Source organism: Pseudomonas sp. YQ_6, assembly GCF_043103245.1.
Lineage (GTDB): Bacteria > Pseudomonadota > Gammaproteobacteria > Pseudomonadales > Pseudomonadaceae > Aquipseudomonas > Aquipseudomonas alloputida.
In genome coordinates this window covers 1-300 of sequence record NZ_JBICJR010000069.1, presented here as the reverse complement: position 1 = coordinate 300, position 300 = coordinate 1, and the positions used below count along the sequence as shown (strand labels likewise).

Here is a 300-nt window from a genome sequence, read left to right as displayed (position 1 = left end):
CAGGTCGTGGGCCAGGGCGGTGTTGATGTGCACGGTGAAGGTCGGTTTGACGTTCTCGGCCACCGAGGTCTGGTCGGCCGTGATGGTGACCTTGATGATATCGCCTTCGTTGCCCGGGGTGCCTGGCTCGTCGGTTACCTCGGTGCTGACGGGGGTTTTGTCCAGGTTCAGGTTTTCGAACTTCCATGCATCAGCGCCGCTGACCGCGTCGATGGCATTGACCACCGGCGCGTTGGTGCCGACATAGACGTTGTCCGGGGCGGTTGCAGTCGCCGAACCGGTGGTGCTGTTGGCTGCCAC

At 63.0% G+C, this 300-nt stretch carries 1 protein-coding gene; it reads right to left on the bottom strand.

Going from position 1 to position 300, the window contains the following annotated elements; translation table 11 throughout:
* Positions 1-300: immunoglobulin-like domain-containing protein (locus tag ACF8FG_RS24670; protein WP_392519324.1), on the bottom strand; the 300-nt coding region annotated here is incomplete at both ends.